General features: G+C 41.7%; 29 protein-coding genes. 16 read left to right on the top strand and 13 right to left on the bottom strand.

Annotated features, from left to right (window positions below; all coding sequences use genetic code 11):
• Nucleotides 1-32 precede the first annotated feature (32 nt).
• Entirely contained in the window at nt 33-638 is a 606-nt protein-coding gene (locus PAP_RS03520; protein ID WP_048164722.1) for a hypothetical protein, read from the top strand.
• A 22-nt stretch (nt 639-660) separates the two neighbouring features.
• The gene (locus tag PAP_RS03525) at nt 661-996 is read left to right on the top strand and encodes a hypothetical protein (RefSeq protein ID WP_048164723.1); all 336 of its coding nucleotides are present in this window, start codon (nt 661-663) and stop codon (nt 994-996) included.
• A 117-nt stretch (nt 997-1113) separates the two neighbouring features.
• Here PAP_RS03525 and hmgA read toward each other — a convergent pair whose 3' ends face one another.
• From hmgA to PAP_RS03540, 3 genes are all read right to left on the bottom strand, one after another.
• Complete coding sequence (gene hmgA, locus PAP_RS03530; RefSeq protein WP_048164724.1) at nt 1114-2340, bottom strand: hydroxymethylglutaryl-CoA reductase (NADPH); 1227 nt, start codon at nt 2338-2340, stop codon at nt 1114-1116.
• A 24-nt stretch (nt 2341-2364) separates the two neighbouring features.
• A complete protein-coding gene (locus PAP_RS03535) occupies nt 2365-3132 on the bottom strand; it encodes a MinD/ParA family ATP-binding protein (RefSeq protein ID WP_048164725.1) in 768 nt (255 codons plus the stop codon).
• Nucleotides 3133-3313: 181 nt separating this feature from the next.
• The gene (locus PAP_RS03540; RefSeq protein ID WP_048164726.1) at nt 3314-3562 is read right to left on the bottom strand and encodes a TRAM domain-containing protein; all 249 of its coding nucleotides are present in this window, start codon (nt 3560-3562) and stop codon (nt 3314-3316) included.
• Between the two features lie 195 nt (nt 3563-3757).
• Here PAP_RS03540 and PAP_RS03545 point away from each other — a divergent pair, with 195 nt between their 5' ends.
• Complete coding sequence (locus tag PAP_RS03545) at nt 3758-4168, top strand: CBS domain-containing protein (RefSeq protein ID WP_048164727.1); 411 nt, start codon at nt 3758-3760, stop codon at nt 4166-4168.
• 8 nt (nt 4169-4176) lie between these two features.
• Nucleotides 4177-5691, top strand: coding sequence for a metallophosphoesterase family protein (locus PAP_RS03550; protein ID WP_048165922.1), 1515 nt, complete (start codon nt 4177-4179; stop codon nt 5689-5691).
• A gap of 1 nt (nt 5692) precedes the next feature.
• Here PAP_RS03550 and PAP_RS10310 read toward each other — a convergent pair whose 3' ends face one another.
• Nucleotides 5693-5848, bottom strand: a complete 156-nt coding sequence (locus PAP_RS10310; protein WP_162472310.1) for a hypothetical protein — start codon at nt 5846-5848, stop codon at nt 5693-5695.
• 200 nt (nt 5849-6048) lie between these two features.
• On the opposite strand from PAP_RS10310, the gene PAP_RS03555 reads away from it, so the two are divergent.
• The 3 genes from PAP_RS03555 (at nt 6049) to PAP_RS03565 (ending at nt 9723) form a co-directional block, all read left to right on the top strand.
• The gene (locus tag PAP_RS03555; protein ID WP_048164728.1) at nt 6049-6834 is read left to right on the top strand and encodes a hypothetical protein; all 786 of its coding nucleotides are present in this window, start codon (nt 6049-6051) and stop codon (nt 6832-6834) included.
• Nucleotides 6821-9319: a CDC48 family AAA ATPase gene (locus PAP_RS03560; protein ID WP_048164729.1), complete on the top strand. Its 2499-nt coding sequence runs from the start codon at nt 6821-6823 to the stop codon at nt 9317-9319. The genes PAP_RS03555 and PAP_RS03560 overlap by 14 nt, the downstream gene beginning before the upstream one ends.
• Before the next feature lie 98 nt (nt 9320-9417).
• Nucleotides 9418-9723 carry a PRC-barrel domain-containing protein gene (locus PAP_RS03565; protein ID WP_048164730.1) on the top strand — a complete coding sequence of 102 codons (306 nt, stop codon included), beginning with the start codon at nt 9418-9420 and terminating at the stop codon, nt 9721-9723.
• A gap of 10 nt (nt 9724-9733) precedes the next feature.
• Here PAP_RS03565 and PAP_RS03570 read toward each other — a convergent pair whose 3' ends face one another.
• Both PAP_RS03570 and acs read right to left on the bottom strand, forming a co-directional pair.
• Nucleotides 9734-10432 (bottom strand): metallophosphoesterase family protein, encoded by a 699-nt coding sequence (locus tag PAP_RS03570; protein WP_048164731.1) that lies wholly within the window; start codon nt 10430-10432, stop codon nt 9734-9736.
• 65 nt (nt 10433-10497) lie between these two features.
• The gene (gene acs, locus PAP_RS03575) at nt 10498-11886 is read right to left on the bottom strand and encodes an acetate--CoA ligase alpha subunit (RefSeq protein ID WP_048164732.1); all 1389 of its coding nucleotides are present in this window, start codon (nt 11884-11886) and stop codon (nt 10498-10500) included.
• Nucleotides 11887-12100: 214 nt separating this feature from the next.
• Here acs and PAP_RS03580 point away from each other — a divergent pair, with 214 nt between their 5' ends.
• The 3 genes from PAP_RS03580 to PAP_RS03590 all read left to right on the top strand — a co-directional run bounded on the left by PAP_RS03580 (nt 12101) and on the right by PAP_RS03590 (nt 14103).
• Nucleotides 12101-12517: a phosphate-starvation-inducible PsiE family protein gene (locus tag PAP_RS03580; RefSeq protein ID WP_048164733.1), complete on the top strand. Its 417-nt coding sequence runs from the start codon at nt 12101-12103 to the stop codon at nt 12515-12517.
• Nucleotide 12518: 1 nt separating this feature from the next.
• A complete protein-coding gene (fen, locus tag PAP_RS03585; RefSeq protein WP_048164734.1) occupies nt 12519-13544 on the top strand; it encodes a flap endonuclease-1 in 1026 nt (341 codons plus the stop codon).
• An 82-nt stretch (nt 13545-13626) separates the two neighbouring features.
• Nucleotides 13627-14103, top strand: a complete 477-nt coding sequence (locus tag PAP_RS03590; protein WP_048164735.1) for a tetratricopeptide repeat protein — start codon at nt 13627-13629, stop codon at nt 14101-14103.
• On the opposite strand, the gene PAP_RS03595 is transcribed toward PAP_RS03590, so the two are convergent.
• Nucleotides 14104-14958: a ribose-phosphate diphosphokinase gene (locus tag PAP_RS03595; protein ID WP_048164736.1), complete on the bottom strand. Its 855-nt coding sequence runs from the start codon at nt 14956-14958 to the stop codon at nt 14104-14106.
• 122 nt (nt 14959-15080) lie between these two features.
• Here PAP_RS03595 and PAP_RS03600 point away from each other — a divergent pair, with 122 nt between their 5' ends.
• On the top strand, nt 15081-16403 hold the full coding sequence (locus PAP_RS03600) for a DUF4139 domain-containing protein (protein WP_048164737.1): 1323 nt from the start codon (nt 15081-15083) through the stop codon (nt 16401-16403).
• Nucleotides 16404-16445: 42 nt separating this feature from the next.
• Nucleotides 16446-17330, top strand: a complete 885-nt coding sequence (locus PAP_RS03605; RefSeq protein ID WP_048164738.1) for a dihydrodipicolinate synthase family protein — start codon at nt 16446-16448, stop codon at nt 17328-17330.
• Here PAP_RS03605 and prf1 read toward each other — a convergent pair.
• The 3 genes from prf1 to PAP_RS03620 all read right to left on the bottom strand — a co-directional run bounded on the left by prf1 (nt 17324) and on the right by PAP_RS03620 (nt 19422).
• A complete protein-coding gene (gene prf1 / locus PAP_RS03610) occupies nt 17324-18571 on the bottom strand; it encodes a peptide chain release factor aRF-1 (RefSeq protein WP_048164739.1) in 1248 nt (415 codons plus the stop codon). The two genes, PAP_RS03605 and prf1, sit on opposite strands and share 7 nt — an antisense overlap.
• Before the next feature lie 88 nt (nt 18572-18659).
• A complete protein-coding gene (locus tag PAP_RS03615; protein ID WP_201769542.1) occupies nt 18660-18896 on the bottom strand; it encodes a pro-sigmaK processing inhibitor BofA family protein in 237 nt (78 codons plus the stop codon).
• 1 nt (nt 18897) lies between these two features.
• Nucleotides 18898-19422 (bottom strand): hypothetical protein, encoded by a 525-nt coding sequence (locus PAP_RS03620; RefSeq protein ID WP_236627007.1) that lies wholly within the window; start codon nt 19420-19422, stop codon nt 18898-18900.
• Nucleotides 19423-19607: 185 nt separating this feature from the next.
• Between PAP_RS03620 and PAP_RS03625 the strand changes: the two genes are divergently transcribed.
• From PAP_RS03625 to PAP_RS03635, 3 genes are all read left to right on the top strand, one after another.
• The gene (locus PAP_RS03625) at nt 19608-21146 is read left to right on the top strand and encodes a glycosyltransferase family 39 protein (protein ID WP_052649054.1); all 1539 of its coding nucleotides are present in this window, start codon (nt 19608-19610) and stop codon (nt 21144-21146) included.
• On the top strand, nt 21115-21405 hold the full coding sequence (locus PAP_RS03630; protein WP_048164741.1) for a MazG nucleotide pyrophosphohydrolase domain-containing protein: 291 nt from the start codon (nt 21115-21117) through the stop codon (nt 21403-21405). Before PAP_RS03625 ends, PAP_RS03630 begins: the two co-directional genes overlap by 32 nt.
• Nucleotides 21406-21541: 136 nt before the next feature.
• Complete coding sequence (locus PAP_RS03635) at nt 21542-23728, top strand: glycosyltransferase family 39 protein (RefSeq protein WP_144367987.1); 2187 nt, start codon at nt 21542-21544, stop codon at nt 23726-23728.
• On the opposite strand, the gene PAP_RS03640 is transcribed toward PAP_RS03635, so the two are convergent.
• Both PAP_RS03640 and PAP_RS03645 read right to left on the bottom strand, forming a co-directional pair.
• Complete coding sequence (locus PAP_RS03640; RefSeq protein WP_048164743.1) at nt 23725-23922, bottom strand: class III signal peptide-containing protein; 198 nt, start codon at nt 23920-23922, stop codon at nt 23725-23727. The two genes, PAP_RS03635 and PAP_RS03640, sit on opposite strands and share 4 nt — an antisense overlap.
• Before the next feature lie 50 nt (nt 23923-23972).
• A complete protein-coding gene (locus PAP_RS03645) occupies nt 23973-24167 on the bottom strand; it encodes a class III signal peptide-containing protein (RefSeq protein ID WP_048164744.1) in 195 nt (64 codons plus the stop codon).
• A 116-nt stretch (nt 24168-24283) separates the two neighbouring features.
• Here PAP_RS03645 and PAP_RS03650 point away from each other — a divergent pair, with 116 nt between their 5' ends.
• On the top strand, nt 24284-24844 hold the full coding sequence (locus tag PAP_RS03650) for a hypothetical protein (RefSeq protein ID WP_048164745.1): 561 nt from the start codon (nt 24284-24286) through the stop codon (nt 24842-24844).
• 19 nt (nt 24845-24863) lie between these two features.
• On the opposite strand, the gene PAP_RS03655 is transcribed toward PAP_RS03650, so the two are convergent.
• Nucleotides 24864-26099 (bottom strand): site-2 protease family protein, encoded by a 1236-nt coding sequence (locus tag PAP_RS03655; RefSeq protein WP_048164746.1) that lies wholly within the window; start codon nt 26097-26099, stop codon nt 24864-24866.
• Nucleotides 26100-26137 lie beyond the last annotated feature (38 nt).

Here is a 26137-nt window from a genome sequence, read left to right on the forward strand (position 1 = left end):
AAGTAGTTTTTTCAAATTAGTTAAGAGTAAACATGACTTTTGTACCGGGCTCTATAATAATTCCAAGAAAACATGCAAAAGAAAAGCCCAGGAAAATTGAGCGCAAAAAAGAAAAGCGATTAGTCTATGTTTTAATCAAAGTCAAAGAAAACCAATTCATAAGTGAAAAAGCTAAAGAAGTTGAAGCTGTCTTTAGAGGGCGCACGTTTTCAAGACTCACGAATGTGGATGAGTTTTCTCTTCTGAGTCATATTAAGAACATGCTCTCCAAACACTGGAGAATTTATGTAGTGGAACTCGATGATGGGACCAGCAGATGGTTCTACATAGTACCCAGCGAGGAGAGGATTAGATTTGAGAGAAAAGATAAATTAATAGTGTTTTTACCTAAAAATGAAGATGCTTTGGAGGAGATTGTTCAGAGGATTGTAAACAAGGGTGTCAAACAAAAGAGCAGGGTGCAAAAGATTCTTGAGGTATTTCAAGGAGTTTTAGGAATTGCGGGGGGTTTTCTTGTTTATCGGTATCGAGAAGATATTTTGAGAATCTCCAATGTAATAACGATGATTTTTGCGCTGATCCTCCTAATTCAGGGCCTAAAAAAGGGATACAAGGAGAGAGAATACGAGATTGATTAATACTGTATTGGAGGGAAGCTGCATGCTGTGGAAGATATTCTTCTTCATGATTCTTCCAAGCTTGATTTTCGTGTTTGGAACCCTTATTGTCCTAGCGATGGATTCAAAGGACTGGTGGAAGGTTTTAGCAGTTTTGCTGCTTATATGGCTTTTCATCAATGCAGAGCACATTAAAGAGTACAAAGTTGTCAGAGAAAACCCTGCTCTCTCGAAGATTATGAATGAGGTTGTCCGCATTAAAGCGAAGATTCTCCACTATATCCCCTCGGAGAGAGGCGAGCTTCAGATCGATGTAAAAAGCCTCAACGTGAATGAAATAACTTCAAAGGTTGAAAATATGACGCGGGATATTGGTTAGGACAACAATTAATTGAACAATTAAATAATTGGCTAAAACATTAACTCACTAACTAGTGAGAAGGAGCGGATATTGAAAGTGTAGAAAAGAGCGTCTAGAACATAAAGAGAAAGTAAGCTAGCGCCCCAGCTCCTTGTGGGCTTTAGCTAAGTGTTTCGCTGCTATTGCTGCTAAAAGCGAAAGCTCTCCTGCTAAAACTGTACCTGCTATAATCTCCGCGAACTTCTTGGCGTTTGTTCCTGCTGGTTCGCCTCCACCGGCGATGCCCATTATGCTCAAAGCTTCTCTTTGGGTCGGAACTCTCGTTCCTCCCCCGATTGTTCCTATCTCGAGGCTTGGCATAGTCACGCTCACGTAAAGATCGCCTTCTTCCGTGACCTCCGCTAAAGTTATACCGTGTGAACCTTCGGTTATTTGTGCCTCATCTTGCCCCGTGGCTAAGAATATCGCGCCCACTATATTAGCAAAGTGAGCATTAAAGCCATAACTTCCTGCCTGTGCAGAACCTACGAGGTTCTTCCTATAATTGACTTCAGCTATGAGTTCAGGCGTTGTTTTAAGCTTCTTCTCGACTATCTCTCTTGGAATCACAGCTTCGGCTATAATGGTTTTTCCCCTTCCATTTATGAAATTCATGGCATTGGGTTTCTTATCAACGCAGAGGTTCCCCGATAGGGCGAGATACTTCACATCCGGGAACTTTTCTTCAATTACTTTCATTATCTCCTCACTCGAAATCGTTACCATGTTCATACCCATTGCATCGCCCGTTTCAAACTCAAAGCGCAGGTATAAGTTGTTACCAACAATGTAGGGCGTGACTCCCTTAAGCTTTCCATGTCTCGTAACCTTTGAGACGGCGTTTTCTTGGAGATATTCAAGGTTCTCCATCACCCATTGAGCAACTTCTCTAGCTTTTCTTGCATCGGGACACTTTAATAGAGGAGCTCTCGTCATTTTATCGCCTATGATTGTAGTCTTAACTCCGCCAGCAGCAGTTAGGGCGGAGCAACCCCTATTGACACTCGCGACTAAAGCTCCCTCCGTTGTGGCTAAGGGGATGTAAAATTCACCCTTTGCATACTCACCATTTATCTTGAGGGGTCCAGCAATTCCCATAGGAATTTGAACGACTCCAATCATGTTCTCAATGTTCTTCCCTATAACACGGTTTGGATCAAGTGAGTAGTGGCCGATGTTTTCAAGGGTTATTCCAAATTTCTTCTCCAATGCTCTTCTTCTAATCTCAGTCGCGAGCTTTTTATCCCCGTTTGCATATTTTTCAACCTGGTGAAGCTTAATTTCTCCATTTACAACTTTCTCAATAATCTCCTCAATTTCCATGACTAACCCTCCTTGCCAAAGTTATCAAAAGCGGAATTTTTCTTCTTTCTTTCCAAAAATCCACTCTTCAATAATTTGACCCGTTTCTTTAAAGGCTAACGCAGCATCGCTGCGTGGCTTATACACTAATATCGGCACACCCACATTAATTGACTCAGGAACACTTTCATCAAATGGAATAACACCGAGAACTGGTATTCCAACATCTTCCTCTATTACTTCAATTATTTTATCCACGACGTCTTCAGATTCTCTAACTTTGTTAAGAATAACTCCCTCTTGAAGGCCATATTCATCTCCCAATGCTTTTAGCTTTTCCACTTCATTTTCTACCATTGTTTCTAAAGTATAAATAGGAGATCTTTCAATCTCTACAACAATTATTTGATAGCTTGCAACTTCGAACGTTGGGAGCGTATCAAAGGGTATTCCCGTAGGTGAATCAACAAAAACCATGCCGAATTTATATTTCATGTTCTCCACAATGTCCCTTAATTGTGCAGTAGAAATCCCTAAAACATCTTGAAGGTTTGTGCTTCCAGGCATTACAAACACTCCCGAATGGGGGTGCTTATAAATTGCCCATTCTGGGTCCAAATTAGGATCCTTTAAAAGAGAGTGGAGCGTATACTTAATGTTTTCAAGGGAGAAGTGGAAGCCGAGATTTGGTAGATATAAATCACCATCAATCAGAAGGGTTCTAAACTCTCTTTGAGCAAAATAAGTACCGAGATTGGCTGTGGTGGTAGTCTTTCCTGCTCCACCCCTTCCTGTTACAACAGTCACTACCATTAGGTGCACCCCATCGATTTGACTAAAACATTATTGCCTAAAAACTTCTTTGATTGGTTCGGAATATAAATTTTTCTAAAAATAAAGCCTTTTCACTTAGATTTTCAAAAACGGATATTTTAATTTTACGTCAACGATTAATCTGGTAATAATTAAGGAAAAAGGGGAAACTACAAATTTTTCACCCAACAACTTCCCCAAAGGCAAACTTTTGTTTCACGGAATTTATCACTATCTCTACTTCGTCCCCAACATTGGTTTTTGGGACAAAAATAACAAATCCTTTAATTCTGGCAATTCCATCTCCGCCTTTGCCGAGACTTTCAATCTTAACCTTATATCTTTCACCAACTTTTACTGGAGGTTGTGGGCCAAACCTTTTTCTTGGTCTGTCTCCAAACTTCCTATCACCAAATTTATTTCCTTCCAACTCAGACACCACCAAACGAATATTGGCAATTAAAAAATGGGAGGTGGGTTTATAATCTTTTTGGTAGCGTTTATCGTTTTTCAAAGAAAAGTGAGAATATTATAAAGGATAATATCCAATTGCCTTTGTAGCTTTCTAATTGACCATGCGAAAAAGTTATACCCTCATACAACAAAGAATAGGTATGGTGATTCTATGGATGAAAATGCTCCAATTAAGGTTTATATGGTAAAAAAGCTTATCGCTGTGAATCCAGATGATTCGATCCAAGAGGCATGTAAAGTCATGGTCGACTTTGATATAGGTTCTTTGGTGGTTGTGGATAAGAACGAGTCTGTCATTGGGTTCTTTACAAAAAGCGATATAATAAGAAGGGTAATTGTTCCAGGTCTGCCATATGAAACCCCAGTAAAAGAGATAATGACTAAGGAACTTATAACGGTTAGCTCTACTACGCCCCTTAAAGAAGTCCTAAAGATTATGGCGGAGCACAGGATAAAGCACATACTTGTAGAAGACAATAAAAAGATAATTGGAATATTCACCTTAAGCGATTTGCTTGAAGCAAGTAGAAGAAAGCTTGAAACAGCAATTGCAACAGAGTGATTGCCATGATGAGGATAGCTCATATCAGTGATACTCACGTGACGACAGATGCTGCTTTTAAATCATATGCCTACGACTTGATAATTAATGAGATAAATCTAAAAAAATTCGATTTTGTTATTCATACGGGAGATGTCACAAATCAGGGTCTTAGGGAAGAATACGAGCATGCAAGTTATGCCTTAAAAAGAATACAAAAGCCTTTAGTTGTGCTCCCGGGCAACCACGATGCTAGGAACGTTGGTTACGAGCTGTTTGAAAAGTATATTGGCCCTCTAAATGGGGTTTATGAAAAAGATGATTTGGTGGTAATCTGGCTCGATTCCACGATTCCAGATTTAAGCGATGGTAGAGTAGGAGGCTACAAATTTAGATGGCTGAAGGAAAAGCTGGAAGAGTATTCACATAAAAAGGTCAAGATAGTTGCTGCTCACCATCACCTCGTACCTCTTCCGGATACTGGAAGGGAGCGAAATGTTCTCTTTAATGCTGGTGATGTTTTAGATTTGCTTCTAAAGCATGATGTTACCCTCTACATCTGTGGACACAAGCATGTCCCAAATGTGTATAAAATCGAAAATTTGATTGTTGTAAATGCAGGATGCACTTCTTGCAGGAAGACGAGAAAGGGGGATGTAAATAGTTACAATATAATAAAGATACATGAGGATGGCAAGGTTGAGGTTACGATAAAAAGAGTAACGGGAGACAGAGCCGAGCGCCTTTTTGAAATTCCAAAACAGAGAATATTTATTCCAAAGGGAAAGAGAATTTTAAGAATAGTTCAACTTAGTGAAAGTAAAGTCTCTGACAGGGTTTACTTTAGGGAAAGGATTCTCGAAAATGCCATAAAAGCAATAAACGAGAAATATAAACCCGATTTAGTTATCCACTGTGGGGATGTAGTGGATGTTGGAATAGGGCGATACTATGAACAGGCTATGGAGTTTTACGAGAAGATTAGGGGAGATAAAATTGTAATTCCCGGCCATAGTGATATTACCTACTTAGGATACGATCTCTTCAAGTCATATTTTGGAGAACCCGAGATTAAAGAGATGGGGGATTTTGTTTTTATTCCTATTTTGACTGCACAGTATGAAACTCCCATAGGTGTGGTAGGGAGAATTGGGCAGAAGATATTAAGAGAGTACTTAGATGAGTATAGAGACAAGTTTGTAACGGTTTTGATGCATCACAACATTATTCCCATTCCCCGTAGCAGGGAGCTCGGCTTTTTAGAGGATGGGGGCAACGTCCTTAAGATCTTAACTTCCCACGAAGCTGATTTGGTGTTAACAGGACACGGAGGAAATGCAGTGGCTATTAAAGTTGAAAATACACCAATAGTGAATTCAGGCTCAATAAGCTGGGAGCTTCATAGAAATCCCTTTGGAAACTCCTTTAATTTGATAGACATATACCCAACAATGGTAGTTGCCTTTGAGATTCAAGCTACTTGGGGTTCAAGAAAGCTCTTAGGGATTTGGAAAATCAAAACAGAAGTTCCTTGGAAGGATTAGCTTACCATTCCTCCTCGTCTTCCCAGTCTTCTTCCCAATCCTCGTCCTCAAATTCGTCTTCCCACTCCTCAAAGTCCTCCTCTTCCCATTCTTCCTCTTCTTCAAAGAACTCTTCTTCATGCTCTTCAACTTTCTTCTTTTTCTTTGGAGGTTGCATATCAAAACACCTCCCGCCCCAGGAGAGCATTCTAGTCTTATACTCTAGGTTTATAAGCTTTATCTTAAGTGATTTAACGCAGATGAATGCGGCATTTAAGGTTTTGGAGCTTTCTTTTATTGATTTGTCTTGGGGAGGTCTTTCAATAATTCAGTGCAGCAACCAGTTACTTTTTAATATCCTGCAATATATTAAAGAACATGAGAGTTGCTATAATGACCTCTGATGCAAGGGTTTACTATATAGCTTCGAAGGTTCTTAAAGAGTATAAAATCCCCTTTCATAGTCTTAAACTTGACGATAAAATCCCCTTTGATGTTGAGGTAGTCTTAACAGGAGAGAAAGACGTAGAAGAGATTGACTTTCCTGTGAAGGTTATAGTAAGGGATGAGAATTTTATAGACGAACTTTTAATCAGACTTGAAGGAAGAAAGAGATTTAAAACGATCTATATAGGGATAGATCCTGGGGAAAGACCGGGTGTTTCTGTGGTGGGAGACAATAGGATTATCGAGGTTTACCACCTTAAGAACCCAAACGATGTGGATACAATTTTAGAACTTCTTGAGAAGTATCCAACAGCAAAGATTAAAATTGGGCATGGAGCAAGAAGGCACCGCATATTAACCCTAAAAGCACTTGCTCAAGTTTTGGGGGAGGATTATCCGATAATACTCGTCAATGAGAAAAGAACCACCCCAAAAATAGGCGGGGTTGAGGTTTCTCAGGTTCAGGACATAGTGGCATCGATCAACATAGCTTTAAGAGATGGAGTGGAAGTTAAAATCAGTGAGCTGTTAAAAACTAAGGAACCGAGTAAAAGAGAAATCGAGCATATAAAGCATAAGAGTAGGCAGCTCAGCGGAGGTAAAATAACGATCTCATCTGAGCTTGCTCGGGAGGTTGCTAAAGGTAATATGAGTTTAAATGAAGCTATTGAAGTTCATAAAAAGAGGATAAAGGGTGAGAAAAATGATATTTGGTAGAGAAGAAACCAAGGAGGAAATTAAGCTTAGGGTTGCTGAAGCACTTAAGAGAGATGTTGGAAGGGGAATAGCACGCTTTGATAGAAAATTCCAGAGACAGCTGGGTGTAGAGCCGGGGGACATAGTGGAGCTTAGAGGGGAAAAAGTTACGGCCGCAATAGTTGCCAACCCTCACCCTGATGACAGGGGAATAGACATCATCAGGATAGACGGATATATTAGAAAAAATGCTGGCGTAAGCATAGGCGATTTTGTGACTCTTAGAAGGGCAGAAGTTCAGGAGGCTAGGAAAGTTACTCTCGCCCCAGCTCAAAAGGGAGTTTTAATCCAAATTCCAGGCGAACTTGTAAAGAACAACCTTCTTGGAAGGCCTGTTGTTAAAGGTGATTTAATCATAGCGAGCGGAAGAATTGAGGACGAGTTTTTTGCAAGCCCCTTTGAGGAAATATTTAGGAGCCTTCTTCCAGTAGGCTTTGGCGAGCTCAAATTTGTCGTTGTAAGCACTGCTCCAAAGGGAATAGTCCAAATAACGCACAACACTGAGGTAGAAGTTCTTTCCCAAGCAGTCGAGCTTAGGGAGGAAGCTCTACCAGAGGTTACATACGAAGATATAGGCGGTCTAAAAGATGCCATTCAAAAGATTAGGGAAATGGTAGAGCTTCCGCTAAAGCATCCAGAGCTCTTCGAGCGCTTAGGCATAGAGCCGCCTAAGGGCGTCCTCCTTTACGGTCCACCGGGAACGGGTAAGACTTTGCTAGCCAAAGCCGTTGCAAACGAAGCTAATGCTCACTTCATAGCCATTAACGGACCAGAGATAATGAGCAAGTTCTATGGAGAGAGTGAAGAGCGCTTAAGAGAGATATTCAAAGAGGCTGAAGAGAATGCACCGAGCATTATATTCATTGACGAGATTGATGCTATCGCTCCAAAGAGAGAAGAAGTCACAGGGGAGGTTGAAAAGAGAGTCGTCAGTCAGCTCTTAACTTTAATGGATGGACTAAAGTCAAGGGGCAAGGTAATAGTGATAGCAGCCACTAACAGACCTGATGCTCTAGACCCAGCTTTGAGGAGACCCGGTAGATTTGATAGGGAAATAGAGGTGGGAGTTCCTGACAAGCAGGGGCGCAAAGAGATCCTCCAAATCCACACAAGAGGAATGCCGTTAGAGGCCGAATACAACAGGAATGACGTCCTAAAAATCCTAAAAACTCTCTTAAAAGAAGGACGCTTTGAGAAAGAGAGAATTGAGGCTTTGATCAAAAAGGTTGAAACAGCTAAGGACGAGGAAGAGATTAAAAGCATCTTGAAAGGAGAAAGCGAAATTTACGGGGAAGTTAAAGTTAAACTCATTGATAAGATGCTCGATGAGTTTGCGGAGAAGACGCATGGTTTTGTTGGTGCTGACTTAGCTGCCCTAGCGAGAGAAGCAGCAATGGTTGTTTTGAGACGCTTGATTAAAGAGAGAAGGATAAATCCGGAGGAAGAGAAAATCCCACCAGAAGTCCTACAAGAGCTTAAAGTAACTAGAGATGACTTTTACGAAGCGTTGAAGATGGTTGAGCCTTCAGCACTCAGAGAAGTCATGATTGAAGTGCCCAACGTTCGCTGGGAGGACATTGGTGGCTTGGAAAATGTAAAACAGGCCTTGAAGGAGGCCGTTGAGTGGCCTCTCAAGTACCCAAAGGCATTCCAAAGGCTCGGTGTTAATCCTCCAAAGGGCATCCTCCTTTATGGTCCACCGGGAACTGGTAAGACGCTATTAGCTAAAGCTGTTGCAAACGAGAGTGAAGCTAACTTCATTGGTATTAGAGGGCCTGAAGTTTTAAGCAAATGGGTGGGAGAAAGTGAAAAACGCGTTAGGGAGATCTTCAGGAAGGCCAGGCAAGCAGCCCCAACAGTGATATTCATTGACGAGATAGATTCAATAGCGCCGATGAGAGGTGCCATGGAAGGCGAAAGGGTTACGGATAGGCTAATTAATCAATTGCTTACGGAGATGGATGGTATTGAGGAGAACAGTGGTGTGGTGGTTATAGCGGCTACGAACAGGCCTGATATACTAGACCCTGCTTTATTAAGACCCGGAAGGTTCGATAGGCTTATTTTGGTGCCAGCACCTGATGAGAAAGCAAGGCTTGAGATACTAAAAGTTCACACGAGGAACGTTCCATTGGCTAAAGATGTTGACCTTAAAGAACTTGCTAAGAAGACCCAAGGTTACAGCGGTGCTGATTTAGAGGCGCTGGTTAGGGAAGCAGCTTTAACGGCTTTAAGAAGATCTGTTGTATCAAAGAAAGAGCTTGAAGAGCTAAGCGAGGAGTTTTTGGAGAATCTCTATGTAACGAAGAAAGATTTTGAAGAAGCCATGAAGAAGATTAAACCTAGCATAACACAGTACATGCTCGAATACTATAAGCGCTTTGAGGAAAGCAGAAAGACTGAGAAAAAAGAAGAGTATAGGGGAATAGACTACTTTACCGGCTGAACTTTCACATTTTTTATTTTCCTTTTTAGGAAATGATTTATATATGAAAAGTGGACTAAATAACTGTTAGACTAATTTAGCGATATGAGGTGGCAAAGATGGTAAAGATTAAAGCTTCAAAGCTTAGGGATGTTGAACTAATCACAGATACGGGTATAAGGCTTGGATGGGTCTATGATTTAAGCTTCGATGAGGAAACCGGTGATATCCTCGTTATTGTGGCAGAACCAGACGAGGATTTGGATGTTAGTGAGTTTGTTACAGATCACGAGGGTCTTTTACTAATTCCAGTTAATGCAGTCAAGAGCATTGGAGAAGTTATAATCATTGACTCCACAAAGCTCGCTGTAAAATCAAAGCTCAGAAGGGTCAGCATGATAAAAGAGAAGCTTCAGCAGGGTTGAGGTTTCTATTTTAATACCCTTCATATAATCTGTAAGCCAAGAATTTGGGTAATCCTGCATTTATTATTTTTCTCGCGGCCTTATCCACATCATATTCTTCCCTCTCAAAATACACCTCTTTTGTTTCAGTGTCAATGAAAGCGTAGCTCGCTCTCCAATCGCCATCCCTCGGTTGCCCCACCCCACCAGGATTTATAATTCTCCTTCCTTCAATTTCCCTCAGCATAGGCATGTGAGTATGTCCCACTATTAGGTTGTCCTGCTTTATATAACTCAAAACGCTCTTAAACTCACTGTCCGGGAGCCATGGGAGGAGATACTCATCTAAAGGTGCCCTTGGAGAGCCGTGGATTAAGAGATAGCTGCTGTTTTTATTGTCAATGAAAAGCTGTCTAACAGGCAGTTGGCGCAAAAATTCCAGATTCTCTATGCTCATAACCCTTTGATGCCACTTAATCGCCTCCCTTGCATAGGGGTTGAAGCCCCAATCTATGCCAAATGCCACTGCATTGTCGTGATTGCCTCTAACACATAAAATTTCCCTTTTTTCCATCTGCTCCTTGAAGAACTCTACAACTTCATTTGGATTAGCTCCGTAACCCACCAAATCGCCCAAGCAAAAAATTACGTCGGCTTTTTTTACCTTATGCCAAACAGCTTCGAGAGCTTCAAGGTTTGAATGAATGTCGCTTATAAGGGCTATGAGCATGTGGCATCAAAAGAAATATGCTGTTAAAGAGAAATAAGGATTTTGGTAGAAGAAAAAAAGAAAGCTCACTCCTTCTTGTGCTTCTTCTTCCAGTGCTCCCATCTGTAGAGAGCGGCTAATGATTTTATGGCCCTTTCAGGCTCTGGATATGCTGGGATACCCTTCTCGTTGAGCATATCAATGGCTTCCTTAGCCTCGACACCACCGACGATAGCTACGACGAGAGGCTTCTCCCTTCCGCTCTTTTCGTATTCGTCAATTACAATCTTTGCGAGGTCTCTTGGGTCAAGGACAGCTGTTTGACAGTAGAGCACAGCTATGGCGTGCATGTTTGGATTGGCCAAAGCATCTCTAACTGCTCCTTCGTAGCTCTCAGCACCGGCCATACCTGTTAGGTCAACCGGGTTCTTGTATGAACCAAATGGTGGCATGTGGTTGGCAAAGACCTTCAAGTCTTCAAGGTTGTCGTAGAGCTTTAATCCTTCTTCCTCAGCTGCATCTGTGGCCATAACACCTATTCCACCGCCGTTTGTGAGGATAACGATGTTATCTCCCTTCGGCTCAGGGAGGTTTGAGAGTGTTCTTGCCCAGTCAAAGGCTTCACCAATTGTTAAAGCCCTCAAAACACCGCTTTGCTTGAATGCAGCCGTGTAAATGCTGTCAGCGCCGGCGAGAGAACCTGTGTGGGAAGCTGCAGCTTTGGCTCCTCTCTCACTCCTTCCGGCTTTAATGATGATGATTGGCTTCTTCATTGACACTTTCTTAGCGGTCTCCATGAACTTTCTACCCTCTTTAACGCCCTCCATGTAGATGAGGATTGCACCTGTGTTTTCATCATTCTCGAAGTACTCCAAGAGGTCTGCATCGTCTATGTCGCTCTTGTTTCCAATGCTAACAACTGCTGAAAGGCCAACCTTCTCGAGGATTGTCCATCCCATCAAAGCAATTCCCAAAGCACCGCTTTGAGAGATCAAAGCCAACTTACCTGGGAGGACATCAACGGGACCAAAAGTAGCGTTCACCTTTGTTGGTGTGTAAACAACACCGAAGATGTTTGGACCAAGAATCCTAAGCCCATACTTGTGGGCGGTCTCCACTAATTGCTGCTCAACCTTCTTTCCTTCCTCGCCGACCTCTCCAAATCCAGAGCTTATGATTGGAGCCACTTTAACGCCCTTTTTACCGCACTCTTCCACAACTTGAGGAACGAACTTAGCCGGAACAACGATAACTGCCATATCAACTTCATCAGGAATATCGAGAACGCTCTTGTAAACTTCGAACTTTCTTCCGCTTATCTCTATTTCGCCGCCTCTGACGTTTACCGCATAAATCTTTCCTTCAAAGCCGTACTCAATAAGGTTTCTCATGATTGCGTATCCTATCTTACCCGGAGTTCCAGAAGCACCGATAACGGCAACACTCCTTGGCTTGAAAAGTGCCTCTATGCTCATTTTCTCCACCTCGATAAACTTTACAAAGTTAAGTCGAAGAAGAGGGTTATAACTTTTCTCTTATCCATTTGCCGATACTACAATCGTCATTTGTTAAATTAACAAAAGGTGCTTAACTTTTGTTGAATGAGCACAGGCTGGATGTGAAATGTATTGGACCATAATCTTAAAGAATACAAAAAGAGAATAAAACTAGTGGCTTTTGGTGATAGCAATGACAAAGATCGAGGAGGAAAAAATCGCCCAGTATACTCAAATCCACAGGCTTTTTAGAAGAGTGCTGGAGATTTCATTTGACTTAGTCATCATGGTATTTCTGTTCTTCATCCTATATCTCACGGTGTACTCAATCTATCTGAACTTCAAGCTGACATACAACATTACGGAGCCCAAGCTTTTAGTTGCAAACGTTCTCGTGACGATTATCCTCATCGAGACATACCGCATCTTGATAATCTACTTAAAACAGCACAGGGTGAGCTTAACACACATCCTTGAGGTTGGAATAGTGGCCTTAATCCAAAAACTTGTAGTTGCATCGGACTTCAAGGAGCTGGATGCCATAAAGCTTTTTGCTATAGCTGTCCTTATATTCGTTTTGGGATACTTATACATAAAGGTGGGGGAGTGATATGGGAGTTCAAATTGGAGAGATAATTCCGAGGAAAGAGATAGAGCTCGAAAAGCTCAACGGGAGGAAAATCGCGATAGACGCTTTCAACGCTATTTATCAATTCCTATCCACTATTAGGCAGAGGGATGGAACGCCTTTAATGGACTCGCAGGGGAGGATTACTTCCCACCTCTCGGGCTTATTCTACAGGACGATAAACCTAATGGAAAGTGGAATTAAACCTGCTTACATCTTCGACGGAAAGCCGCCCGAACTTAAGAAGAAGGAGCTTAAAAAGAGAGCTGAAGCTAGAGAGGAGGCAAAGGAAAAGTGGCAAGCTGCCCTTGAAAGGGGCGAGCTGGAGGAGGCTAAGAAATATGCTCAAAGGGCTTCGCGCGTAAATGAGCAACTCATAAGCGATGCCAAAACCCTCCTAGAACTTATGGGCATCCCTGTTATTCAAGCGCCGAGTGAGGGAGAAGCCCAAGCTGCTTATATGGCCGCTAAGGGCAAAGTCTGGGCTTCCGCATCTCAAGATTACGACTCACTGCTCTTCGGCGCACCGAGACTCGTGAGAAATGTAACCATAACCGGGAGGAGGAAACTTCCCGGAAAGAACATCTATGTGGAAGTTAAGCCTGAATTGATAGTCTTGGAGGAAGTGCTCAAGACCCTAAAGCTCGACAGGGAAAAGCTCATTGAGATGGCGATTCTCGTTGGCACAGACTACAACCCTGGTGGCATAAAGGGAATTGGGCCGAAAAAGGCCTTAGAACTTGTGAAGTATAAGAAAGATGTTCTAGCGAGATACAACAAAGAGAGCGATGTTGATTTGTATGAGATAAAAGAGTTCTTCCTAAATCCTCCGGTTACCGATGACTACAAGCTCGAGTGGAAGATGCCTGATGAGGAGGGCATCTTAAAGTTCCTATGCGACGAGCACGACTTCAGCGAGGAGAGAGTAAAGCACGGACTTGAAAGACTAAGGAAGGCAGTGAAAAAAGGAAAGCAAAGGACTTTGGAGAGCTGGTTTATGAAGCGCTAATAACCTTTTGATTTTGCTATTTTTTATCTCAACTTTTCAAAAAGTTTAAGTTTTAGGAAAGCATAATCTTTGTGGTGGGAAGATGCAGGAGTGGTACCAATCCAGGGCTCTTTATGAAACTATAGGTGGGCTTTTAAAGAGGGGTGATTTTGAACTGGCACTTCAAGTTGTTCGCGGAATACCTGACAAGGGAATAAAAGCCACTGCGTATTCTAAGATTGTGGTAGAGATGGCAAAGAGAGGAGTTGACTATGAGAATGCTTTTAAAGAGGCTCTTGAAGCAATTTTGGATCTCAACCCTGATGCGAGGACTAAAACGCTAATGAGCTTAGCCTTTGATCTAATGGATCTCAATAAGTTTGAAGATGCCTTAAAGCTAAGTGAGTTTATTCTTGATGTCTCAAACCAATCAAAAATTAAAGCAGAAGTTGCTTTGAGGCTGGCCCGGCAGGGGAAGATATCTGAAGCACTAAACTTAATCAATGACATCATTGACGAGGATGTTAAAACTTGGGCAACTTCAATGCTCGTCAATGAAATGAATCAAAAAAGAGAGTAATTAAAGCTTCAAAATTTCCTCCACGAGGCTTATCTTTGAAACGGGCGTTGGAATGCTGTTCGTCACCGCCAACTCATCGACCGCTTTACTTACCCTTTCTATCGCTCCTTCCGCAAAAACGCCGTGCGTTACTGCAACGAAGACCTTCTTTGCTCCCATCTCCCTAAGCAAGTTGGCCGCTTTAATCATCGTCCCACCAGTGCTTATTATGTCATCGACGATAAGGACGTTCTTTCCTCTCACGTCTATGTCAACTGGTGTCATTTGGACCTCCGTTGGAGAGATTCTCTTTTTCTCAAAGTGACTGAACTCTAAGCCCAAGATCTCGGCAACAGCTTTAGCTCTCTCCAAGGCGCCTTTATCTGGGCCTAAAACTACTCCCTCACCGAGCTTTTCTTTGAAGTATTTTGCTACTGCATTTGCTGGGCTTAAGTTGACGGCATTCTTTGGGAAGAATTCAAGGGTCTTGGGGTTGTGCAAATCAAAGACATAAAATTCGTCATAGTAGAGTGAGAGAGCCCTTAAAATTGCCCTAACGCTAATTGATTCTCCGTCTTTTGTCACTCTATCCTGCCTTGAGTAGGCCAAGTATGGGACAACGGCCTTTAAGTGCTTAAAGCCCTTCTCCCTGAGGGCATCACCCAAGAGGAGAAGCTCGATTAAGTGCTCGTCTTGGGGCTTAAAGGTTGATTGGACGACTATTGCCTCTTCTCCGTCCCCTAAAATTCTAACGTACTTTTCACCATCGGGGAATGTCTTAATCTCAACTTCAATGACTTCTTTACCGTAATCCTTAGCCTTAGCTAAAAACTCATCACGCATGTGTTGAGCACCGCTTCCCAATACGACCTTCATTAGCACCACCATGTTAAAATCGGCAGGTGTTTTAAAAGAGTTTGCGTATCACTTCAAGCTCCCTTGAAGCGGTCGTGTGATTATAAATAACATGAGAGCCTAGTTATTAATTGGTGAAAACAATGAAAAGAAAAACGAAGATTTTGATTACATTGCCTTTTGTTTTGATTCTCTTGGCGATGGTGATCTTTCAAGGAAGCAAAGCAGTAGGGGAAGGCGGGAGTTTGGTGCTCTACGACTCAGCAAAGATAGGGGTTGTTGAGAAGGAGATTAGCTTTGAGCTGAAGAGGGGTATAAATGAAGTCCCCTTGGAAGAGCTTGATGGACTAAACATCGCTGAACTCACTTTAAAGCCTGTGGATGAGGGGGTTGAAGTTCTTGGAGTAGTTAGTCAAGGCTTCGACGTTAAGAGTGTTTTCGATGCCAACATCGGCGAAACCGTAGAGGTTAAGCTCAAAAGCGGCGAGACGATAAGTGGTAAGTTTTTGGGCTACAAGGACGGCAAAATAGCGATTGAAGGGGATGGATACTACTTAATCGATCCTCAAGAGATGGCTTACTTCAAAGTCTCAAAGCTCAACGGTGAAGCTAAAGCGAGGACTTACGCAGTGATAAAAGCAAATGAGGACGGTAAATATAAGTTTAAGCTCATTTATAGGGTCTCTTCTATGGGATGGAGCTCAAGGTACAAGCTCTACCTGAGCGATAGCGCCTTTTTGCAGGGCTACGTTTTAATTGACAATCCTACCAACAAGAGCTTTGAAGACATAGACGTGCTCTTAGTTTCAGGCGACGTTAGTTTCTACCAGCCACCCATTTACTACAGAGATTTCGTGACGATGGCTAAAGCTGAGGAAGTAGTAGGAGCTCAAGTGAGCGAACCCCAAAAACTTGAGGCGTTCTATTTGTACAAACTGGGCCAGATAGATGTGAACTCATTTGAGAAGAAGCTTATCCCCTACGTGGCCCAAGAGAGCCCATTCGAGCGCGAGTATTTGTATGAGAGCTATCCTTACGGTGGAAGCAGCGACATTTACGAGATAATCTCACTCAAGGCCGACAAAGTTCTCCCCGCTGGAATAGTGGAAATTTACAAAGAGATGGAGGGCAAAAGCGTTTTAATTGGTGAGCAGTGGATTGACCACACGCCGAAAGGCGATACGCTTAGGCTCAAGCTCGGAAAGGACATTGACTTAAAGGGCGAAACCAAAGTTTTGGACGAAAGACACTACGATAGAGGGGCCTATTATAAGATTCAAGTCACCATTGAGAACTTTGGTGAGGATGAGAAGGAAGTAATAATTAGGCACTACAAGTGGCGTGGAAAGATTTTGAGCTCAAGCGAAAGTCCAATAGAAGAAACTGCCAACTACGTGGACTTTAAAGTTACGGTGAAGCCTGGAGAAAAGGAAAGCGTTACATTTGAGTACGAGGTTAGCTATTAGCTACCTTTTTATATTTTTGAATCTATCTTCTTTGGTGGTTCCATGAGAGGAGTTGTAGTGCCTTTAGTTACCCCTTTTAATGAAGACTATTCGATTGATTTCCCTGCTCTTGAGGAGCACATTGAACATCTCCAAAAAGTTGGAGTCCATGGCATTTTTGTTAACGCCACAACAGGTGAATTTACGAGCTTAAGCAAAGAAGAGATGAAGCTCTTAGCAGAGAAGGGAAGAGAGCTCGTCCAGTCCGCCTTTTATTTGGTTGGTACTGCCTCAACGAACACCTTCGAGGTGATTGAGCTCACAAAGCACGCCCAAGACATTGGAGCCGATTACGTAGTTATCGCTCCCCCATACTACTGCCCACTGAGCGATGATGCTTTGTTTAAGCACTACACTTTAATTGCCGAAAAAACAGATATTCCAATAATCCTTTACAACATCCCAAGCTGTGCCAATCCCCTAAGCGTTCCGCTTATAAAGCGCTTAGCTTTGGAGTACTCAAACATAGCAGGTATTAAAGAAACGATAGACAGCATAAACCACGTTAGGGATGTAATCTTTGAAGTTAAAGGGGAGAGAAAGGACTTTAAAGTGTTCACCGGCTTAGACCAGCACTTCCTGAATACGCTCATATTAGGAGGCGACGGCGGGATAATGGCATGTGCAAACTTTGCACCAGAGCTTCACCTAAGCCTGTTCAAAGCTTTTGAAGATAAGAGATTTGACGACGCTATCGAGCATGCTCAGAAGCTTGCAAAACTTGCAAAGGTTTATGATTTAGCCTCTTCCTTCGGTTCGGCGATAAAGCTCGCTATGGACTTAAGAGGCTTCTCAATAAAGCCGGTCTTGAGGCCGCCATATCTCATGGATGGGGAGGATGTCAAAGAAAAGATAAAGGGCCTATTAAAGGAGGTAGGCCTTCATTGAAGCTTATACCTCAAGAATGCTCCTAAGCCTCCAAATGCTCTGAAGAACTGCTGGCCTTCGTCGGTGTCGAGGGAAATTATTTCAACATTCGCTCCTATATCCTCTGCCATTTTTATTAGCTCCTCTGCAACTTCCCACTTCTCGAAGCTCAAGTTTTGGCTTCCGCACTTTGGACATGTTTTAATCTGCTTCTTAAAGGTATCAAATTCGCTCTCCCTCATTGTCTTGAGCTCTTCCCAGCCGCAGGCGTTGCACTTTACTTTTGCCCTAATCTTATCGTATCCTTCGCTTATCAGGAGTGTGTCAACTGCTCCCATCTCCAAAGCTTTCCTTATCTCCTTCTCACCGTAGGTTATCAAGCCCGTGTCCTTAACGAGGTGCTTGAAGAAGTTTTGGATGAGCTTTCTCTCTTTAACAGCTTCCTGCTCTGCCAAAATGTCGCTCGCCTTTTCAACGAGCTCCCTCAAACCGTATTCTCCATGGTAGCTTATATCAACCACTCCGATAATCTTCTTTCTAAGCTCGTGGTGCAGATAATCACCTTCAACGAACTCTTCTTTTGTTGGCCCTGGCCCGCCTATGATAATGCCTTTGAGCTCTCCCTTTTCGAGGAGGGGTAAAAATGCATTGTTTGCGTGCTCCGCAATGCGCTTCATGAATTCGTGCGTCTCCTGCTCCCTAATACGCTCATATCTTCGAGCGGACTGACCACCGGCTCTCGTTTTGCCTGGCACCGTTGACCTCAGATCGTCCACAACATCTATTTTCTTCCCTCTTAAAATACCTATTGTGGATTCGTTCTTCTCTACGGTTATAAGCCCATAAGCCTCTTTAACACGGAGCATCTCTTCAAGGGGCTCCGTCACGAAGGTTTGATCACATCGATAGAGCCTAACGTTGATGGGCTCTGGGGGGACTATTGCGAACACTTGGATGTCGCTAACACCTTCTTGCTCGCTCACGTTTCCAACGAAAAGGGCTAAACCATTAGGAGGTGTCTGCCTGTAGAGCTTTAAGTGCTGCATTGCCCTTTCTAATGCTCCAAGGACGTTTTTCCTCGTTGATTTTGACTTGATGTTCTGCGCAGTTCCATACTCCTCTCTAAGCTGCTGCATTACCTTATTCAAATCATATCCTGCGGGGATGTAAAGGGAAACGAGTTCCGTTGCTCTTCCTCTTATTTTCTTTAGCTCCTCCACTTTTTTCTTTAGTTCATACATCTCAGCTGAAGTGTGAGACATGAGCATCACCTCAAGAACCTTTTTCTCTCCTTTAAACACTTAAAGAATGCAATTTATAAAAGTTTGGTCAATCAAAAAAGTGGAAGGGCTAAAAGAGGGATAGCAAAATTAAGATAAACACCCCTATGACTCCACCAACAGCGATTATTAGGAAGTTTATTAGGTTCAGCTCTATGTGGACGACGCCCAAGAAGTTGAGCAATCCTACTAATATGAGTCCGACTATTGTGTTCACTGCGAGCCACTTTAAAATTGCCATTGTGAGCTTTGCTACTAAGTAGCCGACTAGGACAAACATGATTAAGAGTATTAACCCTTCGAGCACTCTATTCACCTCCCAACGTTTCTAAAACCTCTTTCGCAATCTCTCCAAGAGGGACCCACTTTCTGCCCTCGAATGGAAGGATAACTTTGTCCTGCACTTCCAAGAGCTCTTCAACTTTTGGCATGGCTTCTTTAATCTTAAGTTCTTTTATCATCAGCAGGGCAAAGGCCTTGTCGTTCTTATCTCCAACTTCAAGCATTTCAATTAGCTTTGGAGCAATTTTATCTCTGTATTTGCTCATAGCCTCTGGATAGTTTTGGATCATGGCATTTAAAAGGACCATGGCATTATCCTTCACGTAGGAGTTCCTCTGAGAGGATAGCTCAATTATCTTTAGTATGAACTTATCATTGATTTTGTTTTTTAATGTGCTGCTTTCTTTGGAGATGACTTCGCTCAGCACGAGCATTGCATCTCCTCTAATACCCGGAACGTCATCCTCTAGGAGCTCAATCAAAGCTTCTAGGAACTTTTTATCGCTTAGAGCTTGATTCACAGCCCTCTCAATATCTTCACTTTCTATCATCTTTCTTACTTTGCTCTTTTTTGAGCCAAAAGAAAATAGGGGCATAACTACCACCCGATTTTTTAGCCGATAGTAAGTATTAGTGTCATAGGTTAAATCCTTTTTGATGGTTAAGCTTTAAATTTCTAAAGTTGAGTTATCTTTGGCGATGATGACAGCGAATTGCGCTGAAGGGTGATGATAGGTTGAGGCTGAGCTTGAGAAAGGGTATACAAATAAATGAGGGACACCTTACTCTACCGCTCTTAGTTGCTGCTCTGGTCCCTCTGTACTATGCATTCCAAAGGCAAATGCCTGTTGGCTATATTGTTGGAGGAGATACTTTGGTTCATACTGCAATTGCTAGGGGAATCCTTCTTGGTAGAAGTCCCTTTTTGGATCAAACTTACAATATCTATCCAAACTGGTATCCTTTCTTTTATCATATCCTCATTGCTGGTGTTTCAAAACTTCTTAACCAGCCCATGGAGAAGATCACCATATACTCCCCTGTCATGTTTTCGGTACTGATGGTATTGGTGTTTTATCATACCGGGAAGGTTATAATGGACAAAACTGGGGGAGTGATCTCGGCTTATTTAAGTGTATTGCTTCTAAAGCATCATATATATCCCAATCCAAAAGAACTGGCACCATTACTTGCTCTATTAAGCTTTTCCTGCTTTGTGACTGCATATGCTGAAGAGGATATAAAAAAATTTGTCCTCTCTGGCATTCTTGTAGGTTTTTCTCTGTTTACTCATTCTCTCGCACTTCCAATTTTGGCATTTTTACTTTTTGTATCAATGTACAAAATGGATATCCGCCCTTTGGTGTCGCTTATAACAGCGCTAATTATTTTTTCTCCCTTTATGGTTAATGTTGCACTTCACAGCGAATCTAATAATGTCGATGTGGAGGACATTTATAATTACTGGGCTAACGATACAATAGGCACTCAGTTAAAGAGCATACTGCCTCCGTTCGAATTACTTCCCATGATTATTTTAGGTGTTTATGTAGGGCTAAGAAGAAACAATCAAACTTTGATATTTCTTCTACAGTTCTTTCTTGTTTTTGCTTTTTTCCGCATATTACCTTCCTTCACCAGACCACTTGGTTTCAACTTCTACTCAGCTCGCTTTTCATATATGCTTCCTTATATCTACCTGCTAATTCTGGCATTCTCGTTTCGGGAACTTTACTCCTTGCTGAAAGCTAAGAAACGTGAATGGCTTTTATTACCGATTCTAATACTCATTGTAACTGCAGGAGCAGTGGATTTTGTTGAGTCTCAAATAAATGACAGGTTTGTACCGGTCTCTTATATTAACATCAATCAATATTTCCCCAAGGAACACTTTGGTGATGTGGCCATTTGGATTGTCCGCAATACTAAAAGGGATGATATAATAGCATGTCATGAGAACTTTGGCATGATGGTCAACTCGCTGACAGGGAGGCCTATAATTGCCACAATGTATGGGCATGGAAATCCTTTTTTGGATAATATTCAACGACGCAGAGACCTTGAGATCCTTTTTACGTCAGACACGGCGAGAAAACTAGAAATTATTTATAAATACAATGTTAGATTCATTGTTGTGGAGCCTTTTGCACAGGAAGAGTGGAACACAACAGTAAGTGATTTTAATGGTATTGGGAAAGTGGTGTGGAGGATGAACAATGTTACCATAATAGAGGTGAACCCAAATGCACATAAAAGAATTCCAAGAGATGATTAAGGAGATTTACTTTCACAGAGACTCGAAAAGGGGCCTTGAAAAGACGTTTTTGTGGTTCACAGAAGAAGTGGGGGAACTTGCAGAAGCTCTAAGAAAAGGCGACAGAGAGGCAATGGAAGAAGAATTCGCCGATGTTTTGGCATGGCTTGTGAGCCTAGCCAACATTGTTGACGTAGATATAGAAGAAGCAGCTTTGAAGAAGTATCCAAACAATTGTCCTTATTGTGGGAAAAAGCCGTGTAAGTGTGAGAAGGAATAAAGATAATTGCAGATTTACTGTAAATGGGGTGTAATAATTAATAAGAAGCGAAAATTTAAAAGCTTCTTTCTCGTTTAATACAAGGGGAGGAACGTTGAAACGTCTTAAGAAACTTAACAAAAATGCGTTACTCCTAATGGGATTTATTAGTGTATATTATCTTTTCACTAGACTCTATGGGATAGCGGGGTACATGAACGAGTATATGGACTATGATGAAGGAACCTACTTAATGATTGCTCGGCTCATTAATCAGGGTTATCTCCCATATAGGGATATCTATGCTGTTCATCCACCTCTTTATTATTATATGCTTGCTCTTTGGCTTAGAGTATTTGGGGACAGCTATGTCGTAGGTAGAGCCCTCTCCCTCCTCCTAGGTATGGGCTCTATAATCATAGCTTATCTAGTGGGGAAAGAAGTTAGAGATTGGAAGCTCGGTGTGAGTTTTATGGCCCTCATAACTATGGATCCCCTTTTAGTGCACATGAACTCCCTTGTGTACCATGAGACTTCAATAGAGTTTTTTACACTCCTTTCCCTCTACTTCGCTGTTAAATACTTCAAGTCTAAAAACATGAGATATGCATATGCCTCATTATTCGTTGCTGGATTAGGAAGTACATCCAAGTTTACCATTTTGCCCTACCTGTTAGCTTTATACATCACTATAGTCTTTTCACTGGACAAAAAGCTCTGGGAATGCTTAAAAAGAGCTTCTGACATTTTATTAACCCGCAAGCAGGGCTTGGCCATTGGGTTGGCTTACATGGCTATGATCCTTTTAGTGATTTCTGCAATAATGCTATATCCTTCGAAACTTGCAAGGCTTTTCTTCATTGTTCCGGGAATTCATCCAATAACTGTTGTCGGGCAGAAATTTGCAGTGGCCTTGATTATTATCTTCTGGGGGATATTCACGATATATCTCTTTAAGGTCATCTACATCAAAAAGCTCTACGAATCCCTTATGATTCTCCTTAAAAACTGGAAAATTGAGTTCAAGCTTGCATTGGCTGTTTTAACTCCAAAGCTTCTCGTTGAGCTCCCATTGGGCTTTCTTGTTAGCCGAGATTATTTAAACCAGACATACTTCGCTCAGGGGGGCAGGTACTCCCCCATAATCAACCTTTTCTCACTTATAAGCGACTTTTTGGGGGCGCTTCGTAATGGAAACCCTGAATTTTTATATTACTACACTCCCATCCTTGTACTAATCTTCCTGTACTTTTTAGCGACCTCTCTAGAAACCAGTGTGAAGCTCAATCAATATTTAAAAGGCCTAGCTCTAACAAACTTCTTTGTCTATTTCTTTATAGCTCCTATTCTCCCAAATATGAGGTTTATGTATCCAATGGCTTTAGTGCTTTATCTGCTTCTTCTTGATGGATTATTAGGAGTCTCCATGCCAAAAAAGAAGATTATGACTGGTGCTCTTATGGCAGTGATGCTGTTGGCTACGGTAGATTTTGGCATAGTAGTAAACTATCCCAAAGGCGAGCTTAAACTTGGATGGGCAATTCATTCAAAAGACCTTAGGAATGACTTGGGAGCATATATTAAGGGTAATGGGATCCAGCAGGAAGTGTATTTTTCGGTTAATCCAATGAACGCTTATTATTTAAACCTAAGCATTCATCCTTATACGCTAGACAACTTTGGACTTTTCTATCTAGCTTACCAAGATGCAGGCTCACTGATGGAAACACTAAAGAAAAATAATGTCTCGCGCATTATACTCAGCAAATGGATGTATGTCATAAAAAGCTCCGACAAGCTCCTTAAGGAAAACTATGGTGCTATAGAAAAAGAGGCCCTAATAAACTTCACACTGGAGTTTGCGGAGTCATACAGCACTGGCGATGTTATAGAGCTTTACAAAATAGGAGCGAACATACAGAATCTCAGCATTACAAGCTCTAAGGGAATGCTCTCTTTGGCTGTCAATGGAGAAAAGATCGCAAATATCTACATCGCTGATGGAAATATCAAGTTTAATACAAAAACAAAGGTATCTCTGAAAAATGGTTCTTATATCGTTGAGCAGAGTTCTGAAAATGCCACGATTAGATATGTTTTGGATTTGAAGAATGATGAAGCAACAATAGTTATTCCAGAAGAAATGGCTTTAGTTATAAATTTTGAAAGCGACGCTGTTTTGATTAAGGATGGAGGCATAATAAAGTGCAACGAAAGTGTTAAAGGACCTGTAACAATTGCTACCCCAAAATTTGTTCTCAGGATTGTGGGCAGCAATATTACATTAATTGACACTGGAAAATTAAGAATCACTGGTTTTATTGTTAAGATCACAAAAATTTAGCTGTTTATTTCTCCACTGGATATATTGCTAATTGCATTCATTACGCTGTTTACGTTCTTGTTATTCATCTCGGTAATCATTTCTGCTTCACTATGAGAAAACTTCGCCACATATCCTACAACTATCATGATTATGACTATAGAAACACCCAAAAGTAGGAGATACTCAAGGCTTCCCTGAGCACTGCGTCTCATTGCAATCACCAAAAACAATAAAAAATAATTCAAAACGTAACCCTCAAATCTCAACCTGTAGCGTTTGAAATCTCACTACTAATTGCGCTTGAGATTTGGCTTCCTATATCACTAACTGTCTGTTCGGCTTGTGTTCCTGCACTGCTTCCAGTGCTCCTCAAGTATCTAATCACAACGGCCACGATGATCAAAGCGGCCGCAATCATGAACAAATACTCAATTGCTCCTTGGGCTTTTCTCTTCATTTAAACACACCCCCAAAATTTTCTATATTTATTTAAGAGTGAAAGATTTATATATAACTTTCTCCCCAAATTTGAGTGAATTATACTCAATATGTAGTATTGGCAAGGGTGAGTGTATGGTATTGATTGTTATCCAACACGAATCTTCAAATGTTGAAGATTGTGTAAACATGATTAGAAAAAAATCAATAAAAGAATTGGCATCGAGGCCGGGCAAAATTACTAAATCGAAGATTTCCTTGAGTTTTGGTGCATTTATGAACTTGAGGTTGGTCCTGACTATTGATAATTCGCTAATGATGGACAAAGGTGTGATTGTGGAATATTCTACAGGAAAAAACAAAGAAGAGGCAATAAAAAATATCCAAAACAAAATTAACTCATATCTGAAGTATTACTATCAGATAGTTGACTTTGAGTTTGGAACATATACGACTCCTGTAACAAGGCGAACTTACGCAGTTGGAGTTGTAGTTTACAATGTTCCTAGGAGAAATGAGGAGTCTCATATTTTAGGGCTAAAAGAGAGGAGGGAAATTCTGGCAAGAGCTCTTGAGCTCTTTAATTATAATCCAAAGGCTTTAAACATCTCGGAACTCGCTAGAATGTTTAAAGTATCAAGGGATTCAATATACTATGATATTGAGCAAATTTTAAAAGAAAAAGGAAAAAGTTGAATTTTTTTCAAAGACCTGCTTATCCAATATTCGTGCTTATTGGTACTGGGGTGGCTGAGAGTAAAAATATTATCAGGACTATTAGCGCCAAAATCTTTTCTTTTAGTCCAATCGGACTAACCTCGTCTAAAGCCCCTGGATTCCCGATTCTGCCTATTAAGAGTATTATGAGTGCCCAAAGTATCCAAACTGGCCACAATATGCCCAACATGAACAGTGCGAAACCTATTGCCATTGTAAAGTAATAGTGGAGCTTTTCGCCCATGAATGCCCTTGCTACGTGACCTCCATCGAGCTGGGCCGCAGGGATTAAGTTTAAAAATGTCACCAAAACGCCAACCCATCCCGCTATTGCCACTGGGTGTAGCTGCACTAGAAGGTCTTGATTGCCAAAGAAAGCTTTGTATAAGATCATGAAGAGTAAGTTTTGCCCAAAGTATATTCCACCCTCCATGGGGGGCGCTAAACTCATAGGAATGGCTGCCGAAAGTTTTAGGCCTATTATTGAAACGGGTATTGCTACTAAAAAGCCCGCTATTGGACCACTGACGCCTAAAGCTATTGCCGCATTTCTCGTTGGAATAGGTGACTTTACTCTAATTACCGCACCCATTGTTCCTAAAATGTTTGGGAAAGGTATGAAGTAGGGGAACGTTGATTTTACGCCGTGGATAGTGGCGGCTATTTTATGTCCCATCTCGTGCGTTCCTAGGATTGCCAAGATGCTTATTGAAAATGCCAGAGCGTTTAGATACACGTTTCTTATTCCTGGGAGATTAAACTCATCCAAAAAGGCAACGTAGTTGAGGGAGAGCCAATACCCAGCGAAAAACGTGCTTATTACAGTCGCTATAAAGAGGGCTATTCCTATCCAAGGGTTGTCCTTCTTAATAGGCTGAGCTGGGAAGACGTAGAGGACTATTTTACCGTCGCGCTTTTTTAAAGCTGCCCAGTAGCCAAATTTTTCCAATTCCCTCAGAACTTTCTCAAAGTTCTCCTCTTTAATTGCAACAACCTCAAAAGCCGTAAGCTGGCCTTCGTGCCTCATCTCGCCAAATTCATAGAACTCCATGAGTTTTTTATAGAGCCCCTCGTTCACAGCTTCCTCTGATTGAATCTCCTCCCCGCTGAGCTCAAAGCCAACTAAAAGCATGTCATCCCCGCATTTTGGACAGGACTTTTCGAGGAGAGCTTCATTTGAATCCTTTACTTCTCTATGTCCACAGTTTATACACTCATAAATTCCCTTAGGCATCTCTTTCACCGCTAAAATAAGTGGGAGAAGAGAGTTTA

The organism is Palaeococcus pacificus DY20341 (assembly GCF_000725425.1).
Lineage (GTDB): Archaea > Methanobacteriota_B > Thermococci > Thermococcales > Thermococcaceae > Palaeococcus > Palaeococcus pacificus.